The sequence below is a fragment of the Pseudomonas sp. PB101 genome (assembly GCF_009764265.1).
Taxonomy (GTDB): domain Bacteria; phylum Pseudomonadota; class Gammaproteobacteria; order Pseudomonadales; family Pseudomonadaceae; genus Aquipseudomonas.
The window spans coordinates 1-17453 of sequence record NZ_RWIR01000072.1; the positions used below are offsets into that span (position 1 = coordinate 1).

Consider the following 17453-nt stretch of genomic DNA (forward strand, 5'->3'; position numbering starts at 1 on the left):
CCCGCGATGGCAGAGTGTCTGACCCTCCGCCATCGCGGGCAAGCCCGCTCCTACAAGTTTTTTGGGGGCTACATGATGTGTTTTTCGGGCTCGGGAATGTAACTTGCACCGAGCACCGCAGGCAGCAACCCCGCACGCAAATCCGTTCCGCTCGGCTGCTGATACAGGCTCAAGCCAAACTCCGGCAACACCGCCAGCAGGTAGTCGAAAATATCCCCCTGGATCCGCTCGTAATCGGCCCACGCCGTGGTCCCGGTGAAGCAGTAGATTTCCAGCGGGATACCCTGGGCCGTGGTCTGCATCTGGCGGACCATGCAGGTCATGTTCGGCTGGATCCCCGGGTGAGTCTTCAGGTAGGCCAGCGCATAGGCGCGGAAAGTGCCGATGTTGGTCATCCGCCGACGGTTGGCCGACATGGCCGCGACGTTGCCCTGGGCTTCGTTCCAGGCCTTGAGTTCTGCCTGCTTGCGGGCCATGTAGTCGGTGAGCAAGTGCACCTGGGACAGCTTCTGTTCCTCGTCGTCGCGCAGAAAGCGAACGCCGCTGGCGTCGATGAACAGGCTGCGCTTGATTCGCCGGCCACCGGAAGCCTGCATGCCGCGCCAGTTCTTGAACGACTCGGACATCAGGCGCCAGGTCGGGATCGAGACAATGGTCTTGTCGAAGTTCTGCACCTTGACCGTGTGCAGGGTGATGTCCACCACATCGCCGTCTGCACCGACCTGGGGCATTTCGATCCAGTCGCCGACCCGCAGCATGTCGTTGCTGGTCAATTGCACGCTGGCGACGAACGACAGCAGGGTGTCCTTGTAGACCAACAGGATCACCGCGGACATGGCGCCCAGACCCGACAGCAGCAACAGCGGCGAACGGTCGATCAGCGTGGCGACGATGATGATCGCGCCAAATACGTACAAGACCATTTTCGCCAGTTGCACATAGCCCTTGATCGAGCGGGTGCGGGCGTGCTCGGTGCGGGCATAGATGTCCAGCAGTGCGTTGAGCAGGGCGCTGACCGCCAGCAGCAGGAACAGGAAGGTGAAGGACAGCGCGACGTTGCCGAGGAAGTTCAGGCTGGTTTTGCTCAGGTCCGGCACCAGATTGAGACCGAACTGGATCACTAGCGAAGGCGTGATCTGCGCCAGGCGATGGAACACCTTGTTCTGCAGGAAATCATTGACCCAGTGCAAGGCCGGCTGGCGGCCGAGCATTTTGGTCGCGTGCAATATGAGGTAGCGCGCCACCCGTCCGAGGAACAGCGCAATCGCCAGCAGCAACAACAGTGACAGGCTGGAGTGTATGAGCGGGTGCTGATCGAGGGCACCCCAAAGGTCCAGGACGTTGGTCCAGAGCTGTTTGATATCCATGGTTAAAAACGATTCTTCTGTAGGACGCGAGTGGCGATTAGAGCATTTAAGACGCTTTGTATTGCGTTTGTGGAAAAAACAGGCAACAAAAAACCAACTGTTTACCGCCATTTGCATAAAGAAACTCGGCCTGAGCGCTCGAAACCGTTACCCTATGCAGCTGTTTTTTTGCATTTCTTCGAGGTAGCACCCGTGTTTTCCCAATTCGCCCTGCACGAACGCCTGCTCAAAGCCGTGGCCGAGCTGAAATTTGTCGAGCCAACGCCTGTGCAAGCCGCGGCCATCCCGCTGGCGCTCCAGGGGCGTGACCTGCGGGTGACGGCGCAAACCGGTAGCGGCAAAACCGCTGCATTCGTTTTGCCCATCCTCAACCGTCTGATCGGCCCGGCGAAAATCCGCGTCAGCATCAAGACCCTGATCCTGCTGCCGACCCGCGAACTGGCCCAGCAGACCCTGAAGGAAGTTGAACGCTTCTCGCAGTTCACTTTCATCAAGTCCGGCCTGATCACCGGCGGCGAAGATTTCAAGGTCCAGGCCGCGATGCTGCGCAAGGTGCCGGACATCCTGATCGGTACGCCGGGCCGGATGATCGAGCAACTGAACGCCGGCAACCTCGATTTGAAAGAAGTTGAAGTGCTGGTGCTCGACGAAGCCGACCGCATGCTCGACATGGGCTTTGCCGATGACGTGCAGCGTCTGGTGGACGAGTGCACCAACCGTCAGCAGACCATGCTGTTCTCCGCCACTACCGGTGGTTCGGGCCTGCGCGAGATGATCGCCAAGGTCCTGAACAACCCTGAGCACTTGCAGCTCAACGCGGTCAGCCAGCTGAACGAGACGACCCGTCAGCAAATCATCACCGCTGACCACAACCAGCACAAAGAACAGATTGTGAACTGGCTGCTGGCCAACGAGACCTACCAGAAGGCGATCGTCTTCACCAACACCCGGGCCATGGCCGACCGTATCTACGGTCGCCTCGTTGCCCAGGAATACAAGGCGTTCGTGCTGCACGGCGAGAAAGACCAGAAGGATCGCAAACTGGCGATCGACCGCTTGAAGCAGGGCGGGGTGAAAATCCTCGTGGCCACCGACGTCGCCGCTCGCGGCCTGGACGTGGACGGCCTGGACCTGGTGATCAACTTCGACATGCCGCGCAGTGGCGACGAATACGTGCACCGCATCGGTCGTACCGGTCGCGCCGGCAACGATGGCCTCGCCATCTCGCTGATCTGCCACGGCGACTGGAACCTGATGTCGAGCATCGAGCGCTACCTCAAGCAGACCTTCGAGCGCCGCACCATCAAGGAAGTCAAAGGCACCTACGGCGGACCGAAGAAGGTCAAGGCCTCGGGCAAGGCTGTCGGCGTGAAGAAGAAAAAGACCGACGCCAAGGGCGACAAGAAAAAAACCGCCGCCAAGACCCCGACCAAGCGCAAGAGCGCCAACCGGCCGAAGAGCGATTCGCTGGTCAGCAAGGACGGCATGGCCCCGCTCAAGCGCCGCAAGCCGGAAGCGCCAGCGGCTGAGTAAGTCGTTGTAAGCGACCCAGGAAAAACCCGGACAGTGTCCGGGTTTTTTTAGGCCTGGCGTTTATCAGCTTTCGGCTTTCTTCTCGGCGGTGCCTAGCTCTTTCAAGCGCTGATCGATCAACTGGCACTTGTCCGGCAAGTCTTTCGCGGCCGTACCCAGGTCCATTTTCTGCAATTCGTCGTTGATCTCTTTGGCCTTGGTCGGGTTCTGCTCGGTGAGCCTGGCCACTTCCCGGGCCAGTTGTTCACGTTTGGCGGTGGCTTCCTCGGGCGTGCAGGCCCAGGCGGGCAGGACGCAGGCGAGGGCAGTGGCGAGAGTGAGCGTCTTCAGCAGTGATTTCATGGGCGTGGGCCTCAGATCCGGTCAAGGCGGGTTAACCGGTTGAGCGTTGGCCAATGGGGAAAGTTCAGTCTGTGATTGGTCATCACAGGTTTTGTGAACACCACAGAAACCTGTGGGAGCGTGGCTTGCTCCGGGCGGCGCTCCGACGAAGGCCGCGCCTCGATGTCTGGGGCTAACCACCATGACAGCAGCTCGACTTCTCCTGTTCCTCATATTTGTCGTGATGCCGCACCCACTCCATGATTTCCTCTTCGTTGCGGCCCTTGGGCGTCAGGTCGAGGTAGTTGTAGGCGCCGACCAGCATGTCCAGGCCGCGGGCATAGGTGGAGTAGGTGTGGAAAATTTCCCCGGCGTCATTGCGATAAAACACGCTTAGACCGGGTAGTTCTTCCTCGGCGCCGTCGGTTTTTTCGTAGTTGTACGTAGCTTTTCCGGCGGCGACGTCTTCGGCCCGGGCGGTGACGCCAAAGTCGTAGTTGAAATCGCAGCCTTCGGACGATACCCAGTCGAATTTCCAGCCCATGCGTCGTTTGAAGGCCTGGAATTCGGCGAAGGGTGCGTGGGAAACCGCTACCACGGCCACGTCATGGTGGGCCAGGTGCTGGTTGGCACCGTCGATGTGATCGCTGAGGAACGAGCAACCGGGGCAGCCTTCGTCCCAGCCCTCGGCGAACATGAAATGGTAGATGACCAACTGGCTGCGGCCGCCGAACAGGTCCGCCAGCTTCAGTTCGCCTTTGGGCCCCTGGAAGTGGTAGTCCTTGTCGATTTTCACCCAGGGCAGGGCGCGGCGTTCGGCGCTGAGCTTGTCCCTTTCCTTGGTGAAGGCTTTCTCGCGGGCCAGGTGCTGTTTGCGGGCGGCGAGCCATTCTTCCCGCGATACGACGGGATGATTCTGAATGTTCATGATGTTTTCTCCTGCGTGGGGCGGGGAGGTGACTTACACAGCCTAGTCGTTTGGCCTGGGCGGATTTCGACAGGCCGCCGGTCGGTCGTCAGCAAAAGCCTGGCTGAACGGCTGCGCGGCGTACCGGTCACAACCTGTAAGGCCCGATCAATTGCGCGGGCATCCATCCAACGGGCACCGGAGGTTGAATCAGGATGACGACTTACAACTGGGACTTGATTGAGCGCTTGCTGCATGAAGCGCAAAACAGCGCGGGCCACAGCTTCACACCGCGGCCTTACGCCGAACAGCATGCCGCGCAGAAAGCCGCGGAAGGTGAGCCGATTGAAAACCTTGATCACCTGAAATCGGTGGCGGGCGAGTACGAAAAGTTACTGCTGGAGCGGGGCTACATCGAGCCGCGGCCGGAGGATGAAGGCGGCACGGGCGCCAATTACATTTTGACGACGCGCGGTTCGCGCCTGTTGAGCCTGATCGACAGCAGCATTCCCGGCAATGATCACCCGCGGCAGGTGCTGGACGAGCAGGACGATGCGCTGGATGAGATGACCTTCGATGAGGTGGCGTCGAAGGCGCAGATCGCCTGATGTTCTCCTGCAACTGTAGGAGCGAGCTTGCTCGCGATTGCAATGTGACTGGTACACCGCAATCGAGAGCAGGCTCGCTCCCACATGGGGCTTGCGTTGTTCTCAGCCTTGTTTCGCTGCTTTCAGACACTTCAGATCACTGAAGTCCTTCCTCACACCCTCGATTTTCTTCAGCAATCGTTCGCGCTGGCTCGGCGTGCTTTGTGCCATAAGATCCACGAACAGCGAACGTGCCTGGGCCTCGGTCCTGGCAAAGGCTTGGCGATAGGCCGGCGTCCACAAACTTTCACGATTGACCAGAAGCGTCTCGATGCGTTGTGGGAATTCTGCACTCTGGCGTTGCGCAACGGCCGCGCTGAACTGCTTCTGCCAATGGACACGGTTGGCAAGCCACTGGGTATTCTGATCCCCCAGGGCGTTCGACCATGCGGTTACCCGCTGCTGCTGGGCCGTGCTCAGTGGCCCGAGCCAGTCGTTCAGGCGCTTTTCCATGCGTGCGCCACGCTGGCTGACCTGCTGCTCGAGGGAGGGCTTGAGGTATTCCTCCTGGCGTTTGCGCCGGTCCTTGGCGAAGGCTTCATTCATCTCCGCGACCTGCTTGTCATCCAGCCCTTGCAGCAATTCGATGGCCGAAGGTACGATTTCCCGCGCGGTCTCGGCAATCGCCTGTTCGGCTTCCCGGGCGCGGGCCTGCAAGGCGGCATCGGTGACCTGATTGCTCTCGATCATGGTTTGCAGGCGGTCGAGCCAGTCGAGGTAGCCAGGCAGTTGGGTGGTGCAGTGCCAGCTCAGGTGTTCTTTCAGGCGTTCGTCCAGCCAGCTTTTCTGCTCGCCGCTCATGTCCAGGTAGTCGCTGAGGGTCCAGGGGATGATCACGTCGAGATTGCGGTAGGCCAGGCCCATGCGGCTGCACGCGCCGAGGGCGAGGGAAATGCTCAGGACAACGGCGATATGTTTGAACCAGCGGGACATGGGCAAATCCTTGCGAAAGCCAGTCTTCAGGGTCTGATTCTCATGTGAACCCGGGAGGAGCCCGGCAGTTCAGCCGATCAATAGAACGCGTGTTCAGCCTTGAGCGTCACCAGCCCGTCACACTGGCTGTTGTGCCCGGCATAGGCCGAGCAACCGCTGCCGCTGAGGCTGGAGTCACTGTAGATCAGGTTGAGGTCGATGCCCATGAACGGGCGGGACAACTTCAGCGACCAATCGGTAAAACTGCCTACATACCCACCATCCACCGCCACGGGTGTATTGAATTGGTGGGTGGTGTATTTCAGGCTGATGCCGACACCGAACGGTTGATTGCCGCTCAAGTCAGCGAACAATGTGTTGTTCTGTTTGTCCGGGTCATTGCTGAAGGCGATGCCGAAACGGTTGCCGAGCAAGGTCAGGCCGCCGAACAGTTCCTGACTGTCGGGGGTTGTGACTTCAGGGTAGCTGTAGCGGATCAGGCCCACTTCGTAGCCGAGGGTTTGATCGAAGGGTTGTTTAAAACCCATGTAGGAGTCGATCTCGAGGTCTTTCCCCGGGCTGATGCCCATGCTGGGCGACCATTGGCCCACGTAGAAACCGCTGTCGTGGCTCAGGTCCAGGCCACCGTGGAACGAGCCCACGGCCGAAGGCTTGACCAGGCCCTGGGCCATGCTGCGGCTGGGAGTGGTGCCGAGCTTGAGGTCGAAGCCGCCCAGCTCACGCTGAAAGATTTGTGCCTGTGCGCCGGAGCATGCCAGCAGACCGCCGAGCAATGCCGATAAACAGGAAAATTTGAACATGCGTCACTCCATGAACAGCGAGGGCAGGCTGGGGAGCCCGCTGAAACGCTTGATCCAGACGTGTGCAAGGATACCGGCGAATGATCGGCAGTGAAGGCCGTTCGTCGATTTTCAGGGCTGGATGGTGTGGTGCAGGGGGTGAAGAGGGTTCCAGTCCAAGCGCTTCGAAGCTCAAAGCGCTTTGGGACCAGGTGATGCGAGGGGGTTACTTTTTGCCCAGGGTGATCTGCTTGGACGGGCCGAACGTCTGGCCGCTGACGCCTTTGGCAATTTGCTGGATTTCACCGCCGGACTTGAGGAACGCAGCGATCTGGCTGTTGATCGACTCGCTGGTTTCGACGGCTGGAGCTGGCTTTGCTTTGCTGGTGGATGCTTTTACGCGCATGGCGGCCATTAACCTGTAGAAAATTAACTTGGCCAGGCATCGTACAGGAATTACCTGATAATTGCTTGGCAAATATCCCCTCGGCGTATTCGTCGAGTCGGGATAATCAAGTCGCGGCCAATATTCGAAATATGAGTCTAAGCCGCTGTTTTAACTAAAACATTGCCTGGAAAAATACCGCGGCACGCTTGCCCCGGCATGGCGTAAATGCCCGGATCGGTCTGACGAGCGGCCAGGTGCGCGATGAAAACCCCGGAAAATTAAGGGCTCCGGAGGATTTTCTCGCGCCACCGGGCCGGGTGCCGAACGCAGCGCTTAAAACCGGGTAGAATGCCGCCACGCAATGAGGGTATTGGACATGGCTTTAGTCGGGCGTTACAACAGTTTACAAGTGGTTAAACACACTAACTTCGGTTTATATCTGGACGGTGGTGCGGATGGCGAAATCCTTTTGCCCAATCGTTATATTCCAAAAGATATTCCTAGCGAAGATGAAGACTGGCTCAACGTTTTTGTTTATCTGGACAGCGATGACAAACTCATCGCAACTACTGAAAAGCCGAAAGTTCAAGTCGGTGAATTCGCCAGTTTGAAAGTTGTTGAAGTCAACAGCATCGGCGTATTCCTGGACTGGGGGTTGCCCAAGGACCTGTTGCTGCCGTTCTCCGAAGAGAAACGTCAGATGACAGCGGGCGAGTATGTGGTGGTGCACGTCTACCTCGACAAGCACACCCGTCGCATCACCGCGACAGCGCGCCTGGACCGCTACCTGGACAAGACTCCGGCCAACTACAGCGCCGGCCAGGAAGTGGACTTGCTGGTAGCCGAAGCCACGGACATGGGCTTCAAGGCCATCATCAACAACAAGCATTGGGGCCTGATCCACAAGAACGAAATCTTCAAGTTCATGCGCGCCGGCAAAGAAGAAAAGGGCTTCATCAAGGAAGTTCGTGCCGACGGCAAGATCAGCCTGAGCCTGCAGCCGGTCGGTCAGGAAGCGGCCACCAGCCTGAACTCGAAGATCCTCGCCAAGTTGCGTGAAAACAACGGCAGCCTGGCAGTCAGCGACAAGAGCGATCCGGCGTTGATCAGCAGCCTGTTTGGCGTCAGCAAGGGCAACTTCAAGAAGGCCATCGGTACGTTGTACAAGAATGGCCAGATTGTCATTCATGCCGATCGCATCGAACTCAGTTGATGCGCTGACAAGACAGAGGGCCAGGATGGCGCAAGCAGAGAAGTAGAGGTCTCTGGCAGGCGGCATTTTCTGGCTTTCTGGTTGATAATCGACAACATGATTTTTCGCCCCGGTGATTTCTTTTCAACGAGAAGGCCGGGGTTTTGCTTTTTTTACTGCCGAGTCTTTGCCATGGATTGTGTCTTCGAGGTGTTCCGGTGAGCGCCACCCGGCGTAGTACCGACGGGTTTGCCCTGCAGGTGATGGTCGGGCTGTGCCTGGTCTGGGGCGTTCAGCAGGTGATGATCAAGTGGGCGGCGGCCGATATCGCGCCCGTGATGCAGGCGGTCGGACGTTCGGGCATGTCGGCGTTGCTGGTCGGGCTGCTGATCTGCTGGAAGGGCGGCTGGAACCAGGTGGGTACCACCTGGCGCGGCGGTCTGCTGGCGGGTGCCTTGTTCGGCCTGGAGTTCTTCTTCATTTCCGAAGGCCTGCAACTGACCACGGCGGCGCACATGTCGGTGTTCCTCTACACCGCGCCGATCTTCACTGCGTTGGGGGTGCACTGGTTGCTGCCCAGTGAGCGTTTGCGGCCCCTGCAATGGCTGGGCATTGTCCTGGCCTTTATCGGGATTGCCATTGCGTTTGCCGGGGGGGTGTCCTGGGACAACCTTGATTACCGCATGTTGATGGGCGATGCCCTGGGCGTGCTGGCGGGTGCCGCCTGGGGCGCCACCACTGTGGTGGTGCGCGCCTCTCGCCTGTCGGAAGCGCCGGTGACCCTGACGCTGTTCTATCAGTTGATTGTCGGTTTCTTCGGCTTGTTGTTGATCGCGCTGCTCAGCGGCCAGATCACCCATGTCAGCCTGACCCATGTGGCGGTCGCCAGTGTGCTGTTTCAGGGCGTGGTCGTGTCGTTCTTCAGTTACCTGATCTGGTTCTGGTTGCTGCGCCGTTACCTGGCAGCGAACCTCGCGGTGTTTTCGTTCATGACGCCGTTGTTCGGCGTCACGTTCGGCGTGGTGCTGCTGGGCGAGGAATTGAGCCTGAATTTCATCATCGGTGCCGTGCTGGTATTGGCGGGTATCACCTTTGTCAGCGCTGAGCAGTGGCTGCGCCGTCGTTTGCGCAAAGCCCTCGGGCAGCACTGACCGGCGCCAGCAACAGACCGCCGGCGACCAGCAAGCCGCAGCCGGCGACCACCAGGGCCGGCTGCAAGCCGCCACTGAAATGACTGCTCAGCGCCGCCAGCAATGGACCGCTCAGCTGGCCCACGGCAAAGCAGGCTGTCAGCAGGCCGGCATTGCGCTGGGTGGCGTGGGGTGCCAGTTCCCGGGAACGTTGCATCACCAGTTGCATGCAGGCCAGGAACGGCGTGCCGCACAGGATCACTCCCAACGCCAGGCCCGGGCCGTTGCCCAGCAGGCAGGCGAACACACCCGCGGCTTGCAGCCATAGCGTCGCCGTCAGCCAGTGACCCGTGGCGCCGGGTTTTTGCCGACGCAGACTCACCAACACCACGCCGATTGCCGCCGCCAGGCCAAAGCACGGCCAGAACAGGTCGGCCTGCCACTGGCCATGGAACTGCGCGTTGGCCATTTGCGACAGAAAGGTCGCCGGAATGATGTAGCCCAATCCGTACAGGGCATAGATCCAGCCCAGACGCGCGATGCCTTGATTGCCCGACGCACCGGCGCTGGGCGCCGCAGTCGCGGTGACACTCGGTTGCGGCAGGAACGGCAGGATCACCAGCAGCATCGCCAGCCCTGCGGCGGCGTATATCAGCCACAAGGTGGCGGACGTCTGGCCCAGCAGATTCGAGCCCAGGGCCAGTAAACCGGTCAGAAAAATCCCCAGGCCCGGCCCGGCGAAGACCAGGGCGCCGAGCCGGGGACGACCGGCCGCCGCCGCGAGCGGCTGGCTCAGCGCGGTGATCATCACCAGCACCCAGGCGCTGGCCACGCCCGTGCCGAAGCGCAGCAACAAGTGCGACCAGAAACCATTGGCCCAGAATGACGCCAGGGTCAGCAGCACGCAGAGCCACAGGCCGCCCAGCAAGCGCCGGCGCACCTGCGCGGGCCGCCGGGAAAACATGGCGTCCACCGCACCGATGAAGTACCCGAGGTAGTTGGCGGCGGCAATCAGCCCGGCGGCGGTCAGGTCGATCTGACCTTCGCTGAGCAGGTGTGGCAGTTGCGGGGTCAGGGCAAAGCGGCCGATGCCCATGGCCATCATCAGGGCAACGAAACTGGCGGATAAGCGGATCAGGGGAGACATGGTCTGGATTCCGTCTGGAGGATCAATGACCGTCAGGCTAGGACTGATTGACTTTCTTTTAAAATGAATAATAGTGAGTAACTTGTTCTTTTTTGGAGAATGTCGTGGAGTTCAGCCAATTGCGCATCTTCCAGGCGGTGGCAGAGGAGGGGTCCATCACCCGCGCCGCCGAACGGTTGCATCGGGTACCGTCGAACCTGTCGACCCGGCTCAAACAGCTGGAAGAGCAACTGGGTGTCGAACTGTTCCTGCGCGAACGTCAGCGCTTGCAGTTGTCGCCTGCAGGAAAAGTCCTGCTGGACTACACCGCCAAGCTGTTTGCCTTGCGCGACGAAGCCAGCGCGGCAGTGCAGGGTGGGCAACCGGCGGGCGATTTCGTGCTCGGCACCATGTACAGCACGGCGGCGATTCACCTGCCGGGGCTGTTGGCGCGCTATCACCGCCTGTATCCGGCCGTGAACCTGCAAGTGCAATCGGCCCCCAGCGGTGAATTGCTCGAAGGCCTGCTCACGGGGCGTCTCGATGCGGCGTTGGTGGATGGCCCCATGGAACTGGCCGGGCTCGACGGTGTGCCCCTGTGCGACGAGCGCCTGGTGCTGATCAGCGAGGCCGATCACCCGCCCGTGCGCAGCGCGCTGGATGTGCAGGGGCGCGCGGTGTTTACCTTTCGCCAGGGCTGTTCCTACCGCATGCGCCTGGAAGCCTGGTTCGCCCATGACCATGCCGCCATGGGCCGGGCGATGGAAATCGAGTCTTATCCCGGGATGCTGGCCTGTGTGATTGCCGGTTCCGGTGTGGCGCTGATGTCGGAGTCGATGCTCGCCAGTTTGCCGGGCCGGGAGAGTGTGGCGGTGCATCCGCTGGCCGAGCCGTTCGCCAGCGCTACCACCTGGCTGATGTGGCGCAAGGGCATGGTCGGGGCCAACCTGAATGCCTGGATCGAGCAGCAACGGGTGGTTTTTCCGGAGGCAGGCGCAGGAAGCTGCCTGAACACAGCCTGATTGTGATGGATTCAGTAACAGATCATTGCTTCTTTGCGCGAGCATTGCGCAAGAGTTCGGACTATTATCAGTGCGAAGGGGCTACAGAATTTTGGCCGCTCGGCACTACCCTGAAGGGGGCACCATGAAAGAGAAAATTCAAAGCTGGCTGCATGACCTGGGCGTTGCTCTCGGTTTGATCGAGCCGCCTCTGCAACCCGTGCCAATTCGTACCGATGACGAACAGCGTCGACGTCAGCAGCGACGCCGGTAATGGCAAATAACATCTGACAGGTGAACGGTTTTTCGTGGCGAGGGAGCAAACTCCCTTGCCGCTTTGTGTACGTTTGATTCGCGGCCTCAATACCGCCCGATCTCCAACAAAAACCGGCTCAAATCATTCGCCGTCCTGGCGGTCTTGAGCATCCGGTCTTCCTCGGCGGTAAACGCCGTCACACCCAGCTCATCTTCCAGATGGAAGATCAGTTCTTCGATATCTTCCTTATCCAATCCCAACTGCGCCAGGCTGGCGTTGTCGTCGAAGCCTTCCCGCCCTTCCAGCATGCGGCTGACAAAGCGATGCACGACAGCATGAACGTTGTCTTTTTTCATGAGCGTTCTTCCAGGGGATAGGTACTGTTCTCCCTGCCGTTGCAGATCCTGGCGTTGAGTACAGCAGGCTTTAGCCGTGTGAGCGCTGCCATTCGTCAATCATGCTGCGCAAATGCGCCCCGGAAAAACTGCCGAAATGGCCGCCATGCACCGTGCGGATCGGCAGCGCATGCAGGCGTTGCAGGCTGCGGGCGTAGTCATCGAGGTTGGAATGGTAAGCATCTTCGATCAGCGGGCCATCGTAGATGATATCGCCGCTGAACAAGGTCTCGGTGGCGGCTTCATACAGGCAGATGCCACCCGGCGAGTGTCCCGGTGTGTGCAACACCTGTAACACGCGATTGCCCAGGTCCAGCACATCGCCATCCTCGACAAACCCGGTGGCCGGTGCGGCCTTGACCCGATACTCGGCGTAGCACAGCGGGCAATCAGGGTGCGCCTCGAACATGTCGTCGCCGACAAAGGCTTTGCTCAGGTCATTGTCTCCGTCCGGTGCGGCAAGAATATCCGCCTCGGCCGGGTGCACCAGCCGTTCAGCGAATTCGTGATGACCGGCGATGTGATCGAAATGGCAGTGGCTGGCCACGGCCACCAGCGGCCGTTCGGTGATCCATGGCAGTTGCTCGCGCAGGCTGACCAGCCCGGACCCGCTGTCCAGCAGCAGATCTTTTTCGCGGCCTTGGATGTGCCAGAGGTTGCAGCGGTAAAAGGGCCGAATGTACGGCTCATGAATCAGGCGGATGCCGTCACTGAGCTGTTTGACTTCAAACCATTGGTCACGGCCGACAATCTTCATATCCACTTTCCTTCAGACGAAAAAAAACGGGTGTGGCAACCGACGCCACACCCGTCGAAGAAAGCATCAAGTCGTTATGTTCAGCTTAGGCGGCGCTGGCCACCGCTGCCGGGCGGCGGGACATCAGGCTCACCACCACGAAACTCACCAGGCTTACACCGAGGCTGAAGTAGATCGGCGAATTGGCATCCATTCCGTCCTTGAACATGAATACCAGGGCGGTAATAAAGCCCAGTGCCATGGCGGCGATTGCACCGGCCGTGGTGGCGCGTTTCCAGAAAATCGCACCCATCAGCGGGATCAGCATGCCGCCTACCAGCAGGTTATAGGCCAGGGTCAGCGCGCTGATGACGTCATTCACCACCAAGGCGATGCCCAGCACGACAATGCCGGTCAGCAGGGTGAACAAGCGGTTGATAGCAATGTTCGACTCTTTGCCACCGCGCAGCTTTGGCAGCAGGTCTTCGGTAAGGGTGGTGGAAGCAGCCAGCAGACCGGCGCTGGCGGTGGACATCATGGCCGCCAGGGCCGCAGCGATCACCAGGCCACGGATGCCGTCCGGCAGCGAGACTTTGACGATGGCAGCGAAGGCGTTGTTGACATTGTCCAGGTCCGGGATCAGCACGTGTGCAGCCATACCGATCAGTGCGCAAACCAGCCCGTAGATGATGCAGTAGATACCGGCCGTAGTACCGGCGTACTTCGCCACTTTTTCGCTCTTGGCGGTGAACACCCGTTGCCAGATGTCCTGACCGATCAGGATGCCGAAGAAGTAGATCATGAAGTAGGTGATGATGGTGTCCCAGCCAATGCTGGTGAAGTTGAAGCTGGCGGCCGGCAGTTGCGCGACCAGTTGATCCCAGCCACCCACACGGTACAGGCAGATCGGCAGCAGCAGGAACATCAGGCCGACGGTCTGGATACCGAACTGAACGATGTCGGTCAGGGTCAGCGACCACATACCGCCGATGGTCGAATAGATGACGACGATACCGCCGCCCACCAGTACCGAGATCCAGAACGGCAGGTCAAACAGAACTTGCAACACGGTGCCAATGGCCAGGATGGAAACCACGCCGATCATCAGGGCATAGGCCAGCATGATGGTCGCGCTGGCGGTACGGGCCATCGGGTTGTAGCGTTTTTCCAGCACCTGGGTGACGGTGAACACTTTCAGTTTCAGCAACGGTTTGGCCAGGAACAGGTTCAGCGCGATGATCCCGCAACCCAGTGCGGCGCAAAGCCAGAAACCGGAGATGCCGTGCACGTAGCCCAGACGAACGGTGCCCACTGTCGACGCGCCCCCCAGAACGGTGGCAGCCATGGTGCCCATGTACAGGGTCGGGCCGAGGTTACGACCGGCAACCAGGTAGTCCTCGTGGGTCTTGGCCTTGCGCATGCCGTAGTAGCCGAGAAGCAGCATCGCGGCGGCGTAGATGAGTACGACGATTAAATCCAAAGCCATTGTGGCGTGTCTCCGATTGTCTTTTTTATGTGAGGCTGAAAATCAATCCCTGTGGGAGCAAGCTCCCACAGGTAATGCGTTTAATCAGGCGACTTGACGCATCGCCGGTTTAACGAGCGAATCCGTGCTCTTGCTGCGTGAATCGTTCGGGCCGAATACTGCGCTCGCTTCCGGGAACATCTTGAGCAACACCAGGTACACCACCGAAGCCAGGCCCAGGGTTACCGGCAGGCTGATGTCGATCCCACCGGCCATTTCGCCCAGTGGACCGACAAACTGACCCGGCAGGTTCACGAAGCACAGACCGACGGCCGCGCTCGGGATCCAGGCACCCATGCCGCGCCAGTTCCAGCCGTGGGTGAACCAGTAGCGGCCACCTTTCTCGCCACGGGTGAACACTTGCAGGTCATCCGGGCAGTAGAAGCCGCGACGCACCAGCAGGCCGATGATCATGATCACCATCCACGGCGTGGTGCAGGTGATGATCAGTACGGCGAAGGTCGACACGCTCTGCACCAGGTTGGCCGCGAAGCGCCCGATGAAGATGAAGGCAATCGACATCACGCCGATCAGCAGCGTGGCCTTGACCCGCGACAACACTCGCGGGAACACGCTGGACATGTCCAGGCCGGTGCCATAGAGCGAGGTGGTGCCGGTGGACATGCCACCGATCACGGCGATCAGGCACACCGGCAGGAAGAACCAGCTCGGCGATACGGCCAGCAGGCCACCGACATAGTTGTTGGCGGCGATGTAGTCCGGAGCCTTGACCGCGACGATGGTGGCGGTGACGAGGCCGAACAGGAACGGAATCAGCGTGGCCAGTTGCGCGGCAATCACCGACACCATGATGCGGCCCTTGGGCGTATCACGCGGGATGTAGCGCGACCAGTCACCGAGGAACGCACCGAAGGAGATCGGGTTGCTCATGGCGACCAGTGCCGCACCGATGAACGCCGCCCAGAAACCGGCCTGGCCCATGGCTACGGTGCCGGCATACTGGCTGTCGAACGCCGGTGCGAAAGCAAAGACGCCCAGCAGGAACAACAGGCTCGCCGCCCATACCGCGATGCGGTTGACCCACAGCATGAAGCGGAAACCGTAGATGCAGACCGTCAGTACCAGCAGGGCGAACAGACCGTAGGCCAGGCCCAGGGTCAGATCGGTTTCCGGCAGGTCGATCAGGCGCTTGGCACCGCCCACCAGCGCATCGCCCGAACTCCAGACGGAGAGCGAGAAGAACGCGATTGCGGTCAACAGCGACAGGAAAGAACCGACGATACGCCCGTGGACGCCGAAGTGCGCGCCGGACGATACCGCGTTGTTGGTGCCGTTGATGGGGCCGAACAGGCCCATCGGCGCCAGGATCAGCGAGCCGAGTACCACGCCCAGCACAATCGCCCAGACGCCAGCCTGGAATGACAGGCCGAACAGTACCGGGAAGCTGCCGAGAACGGCGGTGGCAAAGGTGTTGGCGCCGCCGAAGATCAAGCGAAACAGATCGCTGGGCTTGGCGTCACGCTCGTTGTCCGGGATCTGTTCGACCCCGTTTGTTTCGATGCTGCTAAGGCTTTTTTCGTTGTTTTTGTTATTCATGATCTGCTCCGATCATAAAGGCGCGCTCATCGTGCGTGAGCGTCACCTGTGTTGGCTAAGGGGTTGGCAGCCCTTCCGGCATCGCGGACAAATGTTCGTGGCAGGCCAGCCATAGGCCTTGTTGTTCTTGGCCAGACGCTTGTTTCTTGAAAACAATCGTCTCGCGCTCCTGGCTAAAGTGCTGCTCCCCTTGCATGCGCAGCTCAGTGGCTACGTCATGGATGAAAATCGCCACGTCACCCTGCAGGCTGACGAAAGCGTTGCTCGAGGTGCACGAAAGCACCTCGAAGCCATCCTCGGCTCGCCAGCTGTCCCACATCGCCTGATAGGCGTCGCGCGACAGCAGGGGCTGCTCGAGGGTGTAGAAGACGAAGCTGGCATCGGTGCTGAACGCGCCGAAGTAGGCTTCGCGATCGTTACGGGCAAAAGCGGACACCAGGTCGGCGGCGGCTTTCAGAACCTGATCGCGTTCATTCATGACCAATCCTCAGCGGTGGACTACGCCAGGCAGTACGCAGAGCATTTCGTACAGCAGGTTGGCGGCCAGCAGCGAGGTGTTGCCGGTGGTGTCGTAAGCGGGCGAGACTTCTACCAGATCGCAACCGACGAGGTCGAGGCCTTGGCAGCCACGAACGATCTCGATCGCCTGGATGGTTGTCAGGCCGCCGATTTCCGGGGTGCCGGTACCCGGTGCCCACGCCGGATCGATGCCGTCGATGTCGAAGCTCAGGTAGACAGCACCGCCGCCGACTTTCTCGCGGACTTCAGCCATCAACGGCTCCAGCGATTTGTGCCAGCACTCTTCGGCCTGAACCACACGGAAGCCCTGGTTGCGGCTCCAGTTGAAGTCATCGGCGGTGTAGCCCTGGGCACGCAGACCGATCTGCACGACGCGGTCCGGGTCCAGAAGGCCTTCTTCAACGGCGCGACGGAAAGTGGTGCCGTGGGCGATTTTCTCGCCGAACATGTGATCGTTCACATCGGCGTGGGCGTCGATGTGCACCAGGCCGACCTTGCCGTGCTTCTTGTGGATGGCACGCAGGATCGGCAGGGTGATGGTGTGGTCGCCGCCCAGGGTCAGGGGGATCACATCGTGTTCGAGGATGTTGTCGTAGGATTCTTCGATGATCCGCACGGCATCCAGCAGGTTGAAGGTGTTGATCGCGATGTCGCCGATGTCGGCAACCGACAGCGAGTCGAACGGCGCAGCACCGGTGGCCATGTTGTACGGGCGGATCATGACCGACTCGGCGCGGATTTCGCGAGGCCCGAAGCGGGTACCGGGGCGCAGCGAGGTACCGATGTCCAGCGGCACGCCTACGAAGGCAGCGTCCAGGCCGGCAGCGGTATTCAAGTGGGGGAGTCGCATCATGGTGGCGATGCCGCCGAAGCGCGGCATTTCGTTGCCGCCCAGTGGTTGGTGAAGAATCTTGTCCACGGGTAGGGCCTCATCGTCGTTGTTTTATTTATTGGGTTGCACCGTTCACGGAAGGGACGGGCACCGTTGTGGGCCGATTCTGCGAAATGTAGTGGCCGGAAAGAATCGCTACGGGCAAATACTTAGTTCAGATTTTTCTAAACTAATGGCGGAGGCCGGGATAGACTTCTCGGCTTGAGCGATGCGTTGGTCGAACGGACCCTTCGCCAGCAAGCCGGCTCC

The 17453-nt window shown here is 60.1% G+C and carries 19 protein-coding genes; 6 read left to right on the forward strand and 13 right to left on the reverse strand.

From position 1 onward, the window contains the following. Window positions 1-68 precede the first annotated feature (68 nt). Window positions 69-1367 carry a mechanosensitive ion channel family protein gene (locus EI969_RS22095; RefSeq protein WP_160389644.1) on the reverse strand — a complete coding sequence of 433 codons (1299 nt, stop codon included), beginning with the start codon at window positions 1365-1367 and terminating at the stop codon, window positions 69-71. Between the two features lie 192 nt (window positions 1368-1559). Here EI969_RS22095 and EI969_RS22100 point away from each other — a divergent pair, with 192 nt between their 5' ends. Continuing rightward, entirely contained in the window at window positions 1560-2900 is a 1341-nt protein-coding gene (locus tag EI969_RS22100; RefSeq protein WP_150717932.1) for a DEAD/DEAH box helicase, read from the forward strand. Between the two features lie 63 nt (window positions 2901-2963). Here the strand turns inward: EI969_RS22100 and EI969_RS22105 are convergent, their stop codons facing one another. Together EI969_RS22105 and EI969_RS22110 are read right to left on the reverse strand one after the other, a co-directional pair. Next, window positions 2964-3242 carry a hypothetical protein gene (locus EI969_RS22105; RefSeq protein ID WP_160389645.1) on the reverse strand — a complete coding sequence of 93 codons (279 nt, stop codon included), beginning with the start codon at window positions 3240-3242 and terminating at the stop codon, window positions 2964-2966. 172 nt (window positions 3243-3414) lie between these two features. Next, complete coding sequence (locus tag EI969_RS22110; protein ID WP_160389646.1) at window positions 3415-4149, reverse strand: thioredoxin family protein; 735 nt, start codon at window positions 4147-4149, stop codon at window positions 3415-3417. 194 nt (window positions 4150-4343) lie between these two features. Here EI969_RS22110 and EI969_RS22115 point away from each other — a divergent pair, with 194 nt between their 5' ends. Then, window positions 4344-4736, forward strand: a complete 393-nt coding sequence (locus EI969_RS22115) for a transcriptional regulator (protein ID WP_160389647.1) — start codon at window positions 4344-4346, stop codon at window positions 4734-4736. Window positions 4737-4838: 102 nt separating this feature from the next. Here EI969_RS22115 and EI969_RS22120 read toward each other — a convergent pair whose 3' ends face one another. From EI969_RS22120 to EI969_RS22130, 3 genes are all read right to left on the reverse strand, one after another. After that, window positions 4839-5708: a DUF6279 family lipoprotein gene (locus EI969_RS22120; protein WP_160389648.1), complete on the reverse strand. Its 870-nt coding sequence runs from the start codon at window positions 5706-5708 to the stop codon at window positions 4839-4841. A gap of 77 nt (window positions 5709-5785) precedes the next feature. Beyond that, window positions 5786-6508, reverse strand: a complete 723-nt coding sequence (locus tag EI969_RS22125; RefSeq protein ID WP_160389649.1) for a TorF family putative porin — start codon at window positions 6506-6508, stop codon at window positions 5786-5788. Between the two features lie 205 nt (window positions 6509-6713). Continuing rightward, entirely contained in the window at window positions 6714-6902 is a 189-nt protein-coding gene (locus tag EI969_RS22130; RefSeq protein WP_015096330.1) for a hypothetical protein, read from the reverse strand. Between the two features lie 349 nt (window positions 6903-7251). On the opposite strand from EI969_RS22130, the gene EI969_RS22135 reads away from it, so the two are divergent. Together EI969_RS22135 and EI969_RS22140 are read left to right on the forward strand one after the other, a co-directional pair. Then, the gene (locus EI969_RS22135) at window positions 7252-8088 is read left to right on the forward strand and encodes a S1 RNA-binding domain-containing protein (protein ID WP_160389650.1); all 837 of its coding nucleotides are present in this window, start codon (window positions 7252-7254) and stop codon (window positions 8086-8088) included. 197 nt (window positions 8089-8285) lie between these two features. Continuing rightward, window positions 8286-9218 carry a DMT family transporter gene (locus EI969_RS22140; protein ID WP_160389651.1) on the forward strand — a complete coding sequence of 311 codons (933 nt, stop codon included), beginning with the start codon at window positions 8286-8288 and terminating at the stop codon, window positions 9216-9218. Here the strand turns inward: EI969_RS22140 and EI969_RS22145 are convergent. After that, on the reverse strand, window positions 9163-10344 hold the full coding sequence (locus EI969_RS22145; protein ID WP_160389652.1) for an MFS transporter: 1182 nt from the start codon (window positions 10342-10344) through the stop codon (window positions 9163-9165). The two genes, EI969_RS22140 and EI969_RS22145, sit on opposite strands and share 56 nt — an antisense overlap. A 104-nt stretch (window positions 10345-10448) precedes the next feature. On the opposite strand from EI969_RS22145, the gene EI969_RS22150 reads away from it, so the two are divergent. Together EI969_RS22150 and EI969_RS30655 are read left to right on the forward strand one after the other, a co-directional pair. Then, the gene (locus tag EI969_RS22150; RefSeq protein WP_150717922.1) at window positions 10449-11345 is read left to right on the forward strand and encodes a LysR family transcriptional regulator; all 897 of its coding nucleotides are present in this window, start codon (window positions 10449-10451) and stop codon (window positions 11343-11345) included. A gap of 124 nt (window positions 11346-11469) precedes the next feature. Then, window positions 11470-11598: a PA1414 family protein gene (locus tag EI969_RS30655; protein WP_256678350.1), complete on the forward strand. Its 129-nt coding sequence runs from the start codon at window positions 11470-11472 to the stop codon at window positions 11596-11598. Window positions 11599-11684: 86 nt separating this feature from the next. On the opposite strand, the gene EI969_RS22155 is transcribed toward EI969_RS30655, so the two are convergent. From EI969_RS22155 to speB, 6 genes are all read right to left on the reverse strand, one after another. Beyond that, entirely contained in the window at window positions 11685-11936 is a 252-nt protein-coding gene (locus EI969_RS22155) for an acyl carrier protein (protein ID WP_160389653.1), read from the reverse strand. Between the two features lie 70 nt (window positions 11937-12006). Next, complete coding sequence (locus EI969_RS22160) at window positions 12007-12732, reverse strand: MBL fold metallo-hydrolase (RefSeq protein WP_160389654.1); 726 nt, start codon at window positions 12730-12732, stop codon at window positions 12007-12009. Window positions 12733-12817: 85 nt separating this feature from the next. Beyond that, on the reverse strand, window positions 12818-14197 hold the full coding sequence (locus EI969_RS22165; protein ID WP_160389655.1) for a sodium:solute symporter: 1380 nt from the start codon (window positions 14195-14197) through the stop codon (window positions 12818-12820). Window positions 14198-14281: 84 nt separating this feature from the next. Beyond that, window positions 14282-15793 (reverse strand): cytosine permease, encoded by a 1512-nt coding sequence (locus EI969_RS22170; RefSeq protein ID WP_160389656.1) that lies wholly within the window; start codon window positions 15791-15793, stop codon window positions 14282-14284. A gap of 55 nt (window positions 15794-15848) precedes the next feature. Then, window positions 15849-16271 carry a nuclear transport factor 2 family protein gene (locus tag EI969_RS22175; protein ID WP_160389657.1) on the reverse strand — a complete coding sequence of 141 codons (423 nt, stop codon included), beginning with the start codon at window positions 16269-16271 and terminating at the stop codon, window positions 15849-15851. A gap of 9 nt (window positions 16272-16280) precedes the next feature. Continuing rightward, the gene (gene speB, locus EI969_RS22180; protein WP_160389658.1) at window positions 16281-17231 is read right to left on the reverse strand and encodes an agmatinase; all 951 of its coding nucleotides are present in this window, start codon (window positions 17229-17231) and stop codon (window positions 16281-16283) included. Between the last annotated feature and the right edge of the window lie 222 nt (window positions 17232-17453).